Annotated in this window: 7 protein-coding genes; 4 read left to right on the top strand and 3 right to left on the bottom strand. The window is 37.5% G+C overall.

Going from position 1 to position 12,009, the window contains the following annotated elements:
• Positions 1-28 precede the first annotated feature (28 nt).
• Complete coding sequence (locus tag NTX65_13200; protein MCX6170297.1) at positions 29-2,881, top strand: T9SS type A sorting domain-containing protein; 2,853 nt, start codon at positions 29-31, stop codon at positions 2,879-2,881.
• A 52-nt stretch (positions 2,882-2,933) separates the two neighbouring features.
• Here the strand turns inward: NTX65_13200 and NTX65_13205 are convergent, their stop codons facing one another.
• The 3 genes from NTX65_13205 to NTX65_13215 form a co-directional block, all read right to left on the bottom strand.
• Positions 2,934-4,643, bottom strand: a complete 1,710-nt coding sequence (locus tag NTX65_13205; GenBank protein ID MCX6170298.1) for a sodium:solute symporter — start codon at positions 4,641-4,643, stop codon at positions 2,934-2,936.
• Positions 4,644-4,805: 162 nt separating this feature from the next.
• Entirely contained in the window at positions 4,806-7,304 is a 2,499-nt protein-coding gene (locus NTX65_13210; GenBank protein MCX6170299.1) for a PIG-L family deacetylase, read from the bottom strand.
• A 185-nt stretch (positions 7,305-7,489) separates the two neighbouring features.
• Positions 7,490-8,068 carry a DUF2911 domain-containing protein gene (locus NTX65_13215; GenBank protein ID MCX6170300.1) on the bottom strand — a complete coding sequence of 193 codons (579 nt, stop codon included), beginning with the start codon at positions 8,066-8,068 and terminating at the stop codon, positions 7,490-7,492.
• 634 nt (positions 8,069-8,702) lie between these two features.
• Here NTX65_13215 and NTX65_13220 point away from each other — a divergent pair.
• Genes NTX65_13220 through NTX65_13230 form a run of 3 tightly spaced genes read left to right on the top strand, consistent with a single transcriptional unit; the run spans position 8,703 to position 11,965 of the window.
• The gene (locus NTX65_13220; protein ID MCX6170301.1) at positions 8,703-9,317 is read left to right on the top strand and encodes a TetR/AcrR family transcriptional regulator; all 615 of its coding nucleotides are present in this window, start codon (positions 8,703-8,705) and stop codon (positions 9,315-9,317) included.
• A 29-nt stretch (positions 9,318-9,346) separates the two neighbouring features.
• Complete coding sequence (locus NTX65_13225) at positions 9,347-10,339, top strand: HlyD family secretion protein (protein MCX6170302.1); 993 nt, start codon at positions 9,347-9,349, stop codon at positions 10,337-10,339.
• Between the two features lie 3 nt (positions 10,340-10,342).
• Positions 10,343-11,965 (top strand): DHA2 family efflux MFS transporter permease subunit, encoded by a 1,623-nt coding sequence (locus NTX65_13230; GenBank protein MCX6170303.1) that lies wholly within the window; start codon positions 10,343-10,345, stop codon positions 11,963-11,965.
• Positions 11,966-12,009 lie beyond the last annotated feature (44 nt).

Below are 12,009 nucleotides of genomic sequence, written 5' to 3' on the forward strand. Positions count from 1 at the left end.
AAAAATTTATATATCAAACGAGGGTAATATGAAAAAACTATTTAAAGTGTTTGCATTTCTTTTCATACTGTTTTCTGCCGCAAACTTATTTGCACAAACAGCTTCCGTTACGTGGGCGCTAAATAATACAACACAATTAACTTCTGTAAATGTTGGCAATGTAACAGGGTCTGCGGAATCTGTAAGTGCCGGGTCCGGTCGATTTGGAATGAGTGTGTTCGATTACAGCAGCAATGGTCAAAGACTTTGGGAAGGGACTGCCGGTTGGATTTCCGGAACTGAAGAAGCTACGCGTTATACTCAGTTTGATGCTTTACCTGTAAGCGGAAATAGTTTTACTGTTACAAACGTTTCGTTCCATTATGGTGCCGCCGGTATGGATAATAATATACAATCGAACACTTACTATTCAACGGATGGCTGGGTAACCAGAACTCTGTTGAATCCTAATCCTTTAGCATATCCGGGTTCTGGCATGTCGCCATTTACACATAACGTAAGTGTAACTATAACAAGTGGTACAACATTTTCTGTACGAATATATCCTTACGCAATTGTGAACAGTTCACCTATGGGACCAACTTTTGCTGTTCATAGTAATGTTGTTATTAGCGGTACAACTGACTCTAAGAAAAATTGCATCCTACAAGTAACAAATGTTGCCGGCAAATGGGGAAAGTCAGTTTTTTTGACGGCGAGACTGCAAGAGACCGGCCCAACCGGTAATACAAACTTGCCTGGCAGAAAGGTATCGATGGGAACAAGAGAGAGTGATACATGCGATTGCCCTCTAGGGGACATATTCAACAACACCGGCACAACCGATGCAAACGGAATTGTGAGTATTGCTTATACAATACCACAAGACTCAGCATCAAGTTCATTGAAAGCACTACAGGATTCAGTTGCACATTCGATTAGAGCAGAGTTTGCCGGAGATGCAATTTATAATTCAATAATTGGCTTTGGTAAATTGACAGTTGTAAGACATGTTGCAAGTTTAACTGTATCACCAACCACAACCGTTTATGGTCAGCCGGTAGTGTTCACAGCAACATTAATAGATAATGACAACAGTGGAAAAGGTGTTTCTAATCAAACACTAAAATTTTATAAAATCTCTCCAGGAACAAGAGAGGGAGATACAGCAAGAGTATATATCGGCTCGGGTACAACCAACGCAAACGGAGCTGCGAGCATTTCGTACACTTTACCACAGGATTCAGTTATAAGTTCAATCTCAGTATCGTATGCTGGTGATGCAAATTACAGTCCAAAGAGCGGTACTGGAACATTAAAAAAAATGACTTCGATACAAGTAACAAATGCAACGGGTAAGTGGGGAAAGTCAGTTTTGTTAACAGGCTCACTGCAAGTGCTAGGGACACCACAATCTTCATACTTACCAAATCAAGAACTAAAGTTTTACCAGGATAGCGTATATATTGCTTCGGCCACAACCGATAAAAATGGAGTTGCGAGTTTAATGTATACCATACCGCAGGATTCAGTTAATGGTTCGATCGCAGCGCCACAGGATTCAGTTACGCATTCAGTAACTGTTTCATTTGCCGGAGATGCAAATTATGGCATGCAAAGCGGTACTGGTAAATTGATTGCGGTAAGGCATCTTACAAATATATCAGTAGCACCTTTGATCGCTGTTTTTGGACAACAGGTAGAGCTTGTGGCAACATTGACAGACAACGACAACAATGGAAATAGTATTTCTAAACAAGTTCTAAAGTTTAACATAGTTGAAGGAATTGGCGATCAGGCTAAGGCAATATCGATCGGTTCAGCAACAACAAATACAAGCGGAGTTGCTTCAATAGCCTACACTGTACCACAAGATTCAATTTCACGTTCTATCTCAGTATCATTTGTAGGTGATGCAAATTTTAGCCAGCAGAGCGGCACGGGAAAATTGGGCTACGCAGTAAAAAGTTGTGTGGTACAAATAACAGATGCTGCGGGTAAATGGGGTAACTCAATTTTGTTAACAGCCAGACTACAAGAGATCGGCTTAGCCGGTAATACAAACTTACCAAATCAGGTACTTCGGTTTTACGTAAATAATAAGTATGTCAATTCAGGTATAACCAACTCAAACGGAGTTGCAAATTTAATGTATACTATACCGCAAGATTCCGTTTCCAGTTCGATTATCACACCGCAAGATTCAGTGATGAGAACAATTTCAGTTACTTTTGCTGGTGATGCAAATTACAACACGCAAAGTAGTTCGGGAAAATTGACTGTTGCAAAACATGTTACAAAAGTAATTGTACCAGAGACGATGGTTGTTTTTGGGCAGCCAGTGGTGTTCTCAGCAGCATTAACAGACAATGACAACGATGGAAAAGGTGTTCCAAACCAAGAACTAAAGTTTTATTACGTACCTCAAGATTCATTAAATCAAAAATATATTGGCTCTGGTGCAACCAACGCAAGCGGAGTTGCAAATTTAATGTACACTTTACCTCAGGATTCGGTTGCCTCAACACATACAATCCAAGCAGTGTATACAGGGAATTCAAATTACAGAGCGCAAAGCGGTTCAGGGAAATTGACTTATAAACTTACAGACGTTGCAAATAAACAAGTTGATATTCCAGAAAAGTACGATCTTACTCAAAACTATCCCAATCCGTTTAATCCAACTTCAACAATTCGGTACGATATACCTAAAACGGGTTTTGTTAATATTAGCGTGTATGACATTCTTGGGAGAGAGATTAAAGTATTAGTTAACGAAGTGAAAAATCCAGGTCATTTTGAAATAGTGTTCGACGCAAGAGAATTGGCAAGCGGAATATATTTCTATACTATCAAAGCCGGTGATTTTGTGCAAAGCAAGAAAATGATTTTAATGAAATAGAATTTAGAAAATATTATTAAATAGAAGCCGGAGTAAATCTCTCCGGTTTTTTTTAGATCTTCAAAGAAGAACTTGCGGAAGATTTTTTAAAAATTGGATTGATGAGATAAGCCAGAATTATAAGTATCATACAGCCGATTACATTATACCACAAGTACGGTATATCCGTAAAGAGATAGCATGCTATTATAATTAACTCGGCAATTAATGCAGAATAAAATGTGGCACTTCCGCCAATCTTTTTTAAATAAAACGCTATTAGAAATATTCCAAGAATCGTTCCGTAAAAGAGAGATCCTAAAATATTAACTGCTTCTATCAAAGATCCCAACCGATTCGCAAAAAGTGCAAATGAAATTGCTACTAAGCCCCAGAAAACTGTCGCCAGTTTGGAAACAAAAAGATAATTTTTTTCAGTACCGTTTGGATGAATCATTCTTTTATAAATATCAATAACAGTAGTTGACGCCAGGGCATTAAGTGCCGCCGAAGTAGAAGACATTGATGCTGAAAAAATTGCAGCAAGAATAAGTCCGATCAATCCTGCGGGTAGAACATTTATCACAAAACTTAGGAAGATGTAATTCGTATCGTTTGTGTCCATGGAGGGATCGGCTTTTTTGATCAGGTTGACCGCCTCCTTTCTTATAATTGATTCATTCTTATTCGATTCATTAATCTCCCGCACAGCACTTTCATATTTTCCTTTATCATTATTCTTATCCGCCAAAATCATTTCTCTTAACTTGATCTGCTTTCTATCATGGATTTCCGAATATTGATTTTCAAGTTTTTGATATTCTTCGGCATAAATACTTTTCTTCACTTTTTCTTTTTCAACGGAATTAAAGAAAAGAGGGGGAGTTATAAACTGATAAAAAACAAAAACCATTGTTCCGAGAAAGAGAATAAAAAATTGCATCGGAATTTTAATCACGCCATTCGCCAGCAATCCAAAGCGGCTGTCTGCTATTGATCTGCCAGCAAGATATCTTTGAACTTGAGATTGATCCGTTCCAAAATACGATAGTGCTAAAAATGTTCCACCGATCAAACCCGACCAAAAATTGTATCGGTCCTTCCAATCAAATTCGAAAGTAATCACATTAAGTTTGCCCATCTTACCGGCAATTTTAGTCGCATCTAAAAATGAAATGTCCTTTGGCAAAGCGTGGATTATCATAAAAAACGCAGAGAACATTCCAACCATAATGATTATCATTTGCATGAAGTGCGTTTTATTAACTGCATCGGTTCCGCCGGAAGCTGTGTAAAGAACTACCAACAGTCCAGTCACTATTACCGTAAGTTGGATATCCCAACCCAGAAGAATTGAAACTATAAGAGACGGTGCTAAAATTGTGAAGCCTGTTGCAAGCCCCCTCTGAATCAAAAACAAAATGCTGGCAAGCGTACGATTTTTTAAATCAAACCGGTCTTCTAAATATTCATAAGCAGTAAAGACATTTAGCCGGTGAAAGATCGGAACAGCGGTGATCGATAGGATTATCATAGCAATCGGCAAGCCGATGTAAAATTGAATAAACCTCATTCCATCAACGTAAGCTTGACCCGGTGTGGAGAGAAAAGTAATAGCGCTCGCTTGAGTTGCCATGATCGATAAAGTAACAACATACCACGGTGTGGATCTATTGGCTAAAAGAAAATCCCGAATATTTTTCTTGCCGCGGGTCTTCCATGTTCCGTAAATAACAACAAATGCGAGAAACCCTATGAGCACAATCCAATCAAGTAAACTCATTTAATACCGGTGTCTACTCTGAGCAAATTTTTGAATTAACCGAATATCTTTGTGAAAATGTAAAACAGTACAATCATCACTATCATATTTATAAAAACGATAGCGTAAAGCTGATTCCAGTTAGATAAGATTGGGGGCTTTTCTTCCGCCGTTTTATCTTCTTTATTTTGATGAGTGTGCATCGTACTTACCTGCAGAAATCATATTAGCAAAAATTCTATATGCACCGGGAACTCCAGCCGGCAATTGACGAAACCATGCATATCCAGAAAAAATAAAAATTCCTTTTCCGTAACGGGCAAAAAGCATTCCGCCAGTTAAATCTTTTTCATTCGGATCGTGCCCTGATATTATTGTTTCATATTTGCTGTCCCACTGGTTAGCAAAATATAATCCTCTTTCCTGAATCCAGCCATCAAAATCATTCAGAGTAATTTTATTCGGAAAGTTCAAAAGCTGATGATTGGGATTCACGAAAGTTACCGGTGATTCTTCAACAGTAATTCGATCATTAGAAAGTTTAAATGGATAAGGACCGATATTCTCCGTCTGCAATCCTGATGGTACATTGTATTGTACAATTAATGTCCCGCCGTCCTGAACATATTTCATTAATCTCGGTTGATCATATTTCAGGCGTTCACGCGTATTGTATGCTCTTATACCGACTACAATGGCATCGAAACGCAAAAGGTTATTCTGCTCAAGTAAATTATCACCAAGCAGGGTAACATCATAACCCATATTAGTAAGGCAATCGAAAACTTCGTCGCCCGAGCCCATTACGTAGCCTATCTTACTGTCGAATTTTTTTACGTCAAGCCGAACAAGTTTGATGTCATCATCGGGTAAATAGATTTGCCGCTTAATATGCGGGTGTGAAATTTCTACCAATGATTTGTTATATTTTTTCCCGTCTATAACTAATTCGATTTTAAGTTGAGCTTCATCGGAATTTGGCGGGGGAGTAATTTTAACCGTTACTGTTTGTTCATCATATTTATTATTAAATGAAAAAGGAATTGCCGAAGGTGTAACTTTCCAATTGGCGCTTGTTATAAAATGAATTTCTCCTCCGACTTTGAAAGTATTATTCTTCAATTTAATCTCTACTTCTTCCTCTTTTTCATCCGGAAAAATAAATACTTGATCTTTAGTATTAGCTGTTACGGGCGGACGAATTTCAAACGGGCGGTTAAGTTCACCTTCAACACGGTCATTCCATCTATAGAAAAGAGGAATTGTAAAATTTAAAATTGTTCCATCATAATTGAGATATATCTTAACCGGTATCGATGGAGGATTTTCCGCTAAGCCGATCATCTTCTGATCAGAGACGGAGAACAATCCTTTAGAAGGTTTATTTACCGACCAATATGGTTGAGAGATCGGATATGATTCCGGAATTTTTATTTTGCTTTCGATACTAAATGGTTGATTAATTTCCAACTTACCGTTCACAACAGAATTAGTGGGTATCGAAGGAAATTCAATTTTCTCAACTTTTAAATTATTTGATAATCGCGCAACAAGAGTAGTTTTAATATTTACTTCATCTCCCGGTGCGGCAGAATAATCGGAAGCAACAGCCTCCATCCATAACCCCGCACATGGTTGGATGATCTTAAGAAGTTCTTCCTTTTTAACGTCAACCCAATAATTATTTTCAAACTTACTTAATTCTGTATAAAGATCGATCAACTTACCCAATGATTCTGAGGGTTCAGCCGGATTGAAAGATTTTATAATCGATTCTAATTTATGTTCAATAGTTGCACCATTTTTAATTCTATTCCAGGAAGTTATTATCCCATCAAAGAGATCTTTATTAAGATTTTCTCCATCGACAAATGTAAAATATTCTTTTCTCGATCCTCGAAAAGCCGAAACTCCAAACCCTTGACTTTTGTGCATTGATCTGCTTTCTGCGGCAATTTCGGCATAAGATTTTCCAAGTAAGGGATTATATTCGCCGATATCTACATTCAACAAATTTTTTACTTCATCCTGAGTCGGTCTAAAATTATTCCAGAATATTCTTTTTGTCTGCCATGGCTGAACATATTTTAATTGTTCGGGAAATTTTTTAGGATCTGCCGCAGCAGTGAATGCTTCTTTAGCGAGTTGCGCAGAAGCAGTATGATGACCATGCCCTCCGTTTCCATCCGGTGGAAAACGTGTAATTATTATATCCGGTTTGAATTTTCTTATCACCCAGACAATATCTGAAAGAACATTTTCTTTGCCCCAGATTTCTAAAGATTCTTCCGGAGTTTTGGAATATCCGAAATCAATTGCACGTGTAAAAAATTGTTCACCCCCATCGATAACCCGGGCTTGCAATAATTCCTGCGTTCTAAGAATACCGATTTCACTTCCTTTTTCGGAACCGATTAAATTTTGTCCGCCGTCACCGCGAGTGAGAGATAAATATGCGGTTCGATATTTTTTCCCTTTTGAGAGATATGCCATTAAACCGGTATTCTCATCATCTGGATGGGCTCCTATATACAATACACTGCCGAGAACGTTTAGTTTTTCAAGTGCAAGTTGAATTTCCGAACCATTCTTTATTTTTTCCGGTTGTGCGTTTGATTTTAATGAAAAAGAGAGTGATGTAAGTAGTATGTAAAAGAAGATTTTCCTGAAGGATTTATCCATAACAAGTTCATTTCTAATTAGGTTTTTGAATCTCTAACAAAAAAAATATTTTGTAATAATTTACAGTTTAACAAAAACTATCAATCTGTTTGAGAAAGATGTCGTCATTTCAAACTACTACTCAAACAGATTGACAGCGCAGGATTATACAATCGTTAGTAATGAAAGTTCTAAAATTTTGCTGCTCAATCCGCAACAGAAATTTTGAACGGTACTTTTAATTCAGCCCAATAAAGATAAGCTGTAGTTGATGTAGCCTCTAGATTATCAAACCCATATTCCAACCATTCCTGGAACGGAGCTTTTACCGAATTAACTGTAACTCTAAGAGCATCATCTTTTTCGTCATATGTAAAACTACCCCAGTTCGAGTTGTTTTTGCTGAATATAACTGTCCATTCCTTTTCTCCGGGAATAAAATGAACACCGTATTTGCCGGCGGGTAATTTACTCCCTTCCACTAAAACATTTTTACTGAATTCGATTGTGGTATTTTCATTTGCGCCTCCGCGCCATGGATAGGGTTTCCCTTTTGAATAATTATCGCCGGGTGTCATTCCATATGGAACAAGTTTTCCCCAAATTTCTCTTCCTTTTACGCCGGGTCTGCTGTAATCAATTTTAATATCTGTATCAATTCCGATTCTCTGGGAGACTCCGGCTTTTAAACTTGCGCGGGGTTTATTATTCTGTTGTGCAAGAGTAAAAGATGAAATCAGTATCAGAAAAGATAATACTGCGGCTAGTGTAACTTTTATTTTCATACTGCCTCCTAAATTTATGTTGATGAATGAATATTTGATGACTGTAATAGGAAACTTCTGCGCAGGAAGAGGAAATCAATCTTACAATTTTTGTAGATGATCTTTCCGAAGTCTTGATCAATATAAAAATTATTTATTAAACCTCCAATGAAATGAGATGGCGATTTTAGTGCGAATATTTATGAACCGGCTTTTCAACCACACATTAGAAATACTTTCTGATATAAATATTCTCAAATCTTAGTTGAGTTCAGGTTTTCAAAGAGTAAGGACAAAAGACGAGTACTGTTCTAAACAATTATTTAAGTGTTAAATCAATACAGATAACCCGTTGTGTGAATTAGAATGTAAACCGTTAAAACGGTTCTAACATTGTGCTTTGTGTTTCTAACCCCGCGATTAATCGCGGGGTTAATAACTGAAACAAGGATTTTTTAACTGTTTCAACAGTTTGTTAAACTATATCTTTTAATTCACGAGACACTTTACAGATAGTGAAACGAAATTACTAAAAACATATTTGGGTTATAAATCGCGGTTTAACTAAAAGTATTTGCTCTAAATTTTTCTTTGACTAAAGTAGAACTTATTATATGTTTCGACTGTTCAAGTAAAATAGTCGAGAGGATGAAATTTGATATCTGAAAAGCTTCCAAAAGAGAAAGAAAACGCCATAATTGATGCAGCTAGAAAGAGATTTGCACATTACGGCTTTTCAAAAGTGACAATGGAGGAGATTGCTAGTGATGTAGAGATGGGCAAGGCTTCACTGTACTATTATTTTCCGACCAAGGAAGATCTTTTCCGTGGAGTAATCTTACAGGAACAAAACGAGCTTAAAAAAAATATTGAACGGATACTGGAAAAACAGAAATCTGCGTCGGAAAAACTTCATGAATATGTTGAACAAAGAATGATTTTTTTCAAAGTCTTAATCAACCTCGGTACTCTAAGTGTTCACTCTTATTTTGATATCAAATCGGTCTTTAAAAAATTGTTTTTGGATTTTGAAAAGGTCGAGCTGGATTTAATTAAAAAAATTATTGATGAAGGAAAGTTGAAAAATGAATTCAATTCCGGCTTACCTGAAGATGCCGCATTAATCTTTCTGCATGTATTGCAAGGGCTGAGATGCCGGGTTCTTCGTTGGGCGAAGGGGCAGAGTCTTGATGATGAGACACATATAAATTTGCAGAAAGAAATGAAAGCTGCGACTGATTTTTTTATTTATGGTATTGAGAAAAAGTAACCAAAAAAATATTTATAAAGGGAATATAAATGGCACAAAGCGAAGATCTAAAAGATAAAATTAAGTTGGAATCAAAAGAAGCCCTTCTTGACAATGAAAAAGATGAAAGCATAGATGACGTTCCATTGTTTAAGAAGAAACGTATGATTATTCCTCTTCTTCTCTTGTTAACTGCCGCTGCGGTTGGCGGATATTTTTGGTATATGAATATGCAAGATTTCGTTTCTACAGACGATGCCTATGTAGCTGCTAACAGTTTATCAATAAGTACCAAAATGCTTGGAAGAATTAATTTTCTTGGGACAGATGAAGGCGATACTGTAAAGACCGGACAGGTTCTTGTAAAGCTGGATGACGGTGATTTCCGCGCGCAGGAAGTATCGGCAAAAGCCGGATTGGGACTGGTAAAGAATAACATACCACTCGCTCAAGTAAATTTAAACCGTGCTCAAAATGATTTTAACCGCGGCGAAACCGAATATAAAAGCAAAATAATTACTAAAGAACAATACGATCATTTGTATGGTGCATTCGAAGCGGCGAAAGCAGAATTTAACATTGAACTTTCAAAAATTCCAAGCGCTAAAAGCCAAATCGGTGTAATTGAATCTCAATTAAGCAACACAATAATTAAATCTCCAATGGAAGGTGTTGTAGCAAAGCGTTGGGTGCTTACTGGAGATGTAGTTCAGCCCGGTCAACCAATATTTACAATCTATGATTTAAAAAATTTATGGATTACCGCAAATCTTGAAGAGACAAAGCTTACGCATATTCGGGTGGGTGAACCGGTAGAAATTGATGTCGATGCTTATCCGGATGTAAAATTTTACGGTAAAGTTATTGACATTGGAAATTATACTGCATCTGAGTTTTCTTTAATTCCTCCAAACAATGCTTCTGGAAATTTTACAAAAGTTACACAGCGAGTTCCTGTAAAAATTTCAATTGACATTGCTAATGAAAATAAAACTGTATTAAGACCTGGTATGTCTGTGGAAGTATCTGTGAAAGTGAAATAACAAATGTTTAATTCCAAAAGAAAATCAATTCGCGGTGCAGCTATAAACCAAATCTCTTCGCTTCACCATGAGCACACTTCATATAAATGGTGGGTTCTGGCAAATGTAATGATCGGTACATTTATGGCTGTACTTGATGCAACCATAGTTGATGTATCGCTTGCAAAAATAATGGCGACATTCGGAATTGGTGTTGATACTGTAAAATGGGTTGCAACTTCTTATCTCCTTGTTTTTGCAATTATGCTTCCGACTTCAGGCTGGATTGCCGACCATTTCGGCTATAAAAAAACTTATGCATCAGCACTCGGTCTTTTTACAATTGGTTCGCTTCTCTGTTCGTTAGCATGGAATGAATCGGCTCTTATAGTATTCCGTGTAATTCAAGGGGCTGGCGCAGGATTAATGATGCCGGTAGGGATGGCAATAGTTATGAGAGAATTTCCGCCGGAACGTCGAGGCGTCGCAATCGGGTTTTGGACAATTGCCGCAGCCGCGTCCGTTTCGCTTGGTCCGACGCTCGGCGGCTACTTGATCGATAATTTTGCATGGCATGCAATTTTTGATGTGAATGTTCCGGTCGGAATTGTAGGAGTTTTTGCGACACTGGTTATCCAACGGGAATATAAAACTTCCGCTACTCGCTCTTTTGATTTTATTGGCTTCATATCAATGGCAGTATTTCTAAGCGCTCTTCTAATTGCTTTATCGGACGGTAATTCAGAATGGAATACCGGCGGATGGACCTCACCCTTCATAGTTACATGTTTCGCAATTTCATTAATTGCATTCGTTGTCTTTATGATTACCGAATTAAATGTACGACATCCTCTGATAGATCTCAGTCTGCTAAAGAATTTTAATTTCGCAATGGCGAATATTATATTGTTCATTTTTGGAATGGGAATGTTTGGAAGTACTTTTCTTCTTCCTCTTTATTTGCAGAACGGGCTCGGATATACTGCTTTCCAGGCAGGCTCTCTCTTTTTGCCGATTGGATTTTTGCAAGCAGTAATGTCGCCGATAGCCGGAAACTTTGCAGATAGAATTAATCCCAAAATTCCAGCGTTAATTGGAATTGTTCTTTTGGCAGCAAGTCTTTTTTTAAACCATTTTCTTTCTTTGTTTTCAGAAACATCTTCAATAATGATTTCTCTTTATCTGCGTGGATTGGCAATGGGGTGGGTATTTACACCGCTAAGCACTATTGCGCTATCAGGAATCCCGAGGGAACGCATGGCACAGGCCTCGGGGCTCTTTAACGTGTTAAGACAAGTAGGCGGAAGCTTCGGAGTTGCTCTTATGGGGACTCTTTTAACTGATAGAACAATTTTTCATATAACCTCATACGGACAAGCAGTAAATCAATATGCTCCTGCAACAAAAAATATCGTTTCGGAATTAACAAGATACGCACAACATGCTGTAGGTGGAACTAATGCAGTATCTGCGATGAGGGCGAATGCATTAGTAGCATATCATTTGAGCCAGCAGGCTTTTGTCTCTGCGGTTGATGATGATTTTTTTATAGCCGCATTGATTACAATTCTCTGTGTCGTTCCGATTTTGTTTTTACGCTATAAGAAGAAAAAAGGACCTGCTCAAAAAATTGTGACTATGGATTGAAGAAAGTTATCATTCCGTTTTTGAAACAATATTGAAAACGAAAT

Source organism: Ignavibacteriales bacterium, assembly GCA_026390795.1.
GTDB lineage: Bacteria > Bacteroidota > Ignavibacteria > Ignavibacteriales > Melioribacteraceae > Fen-1258.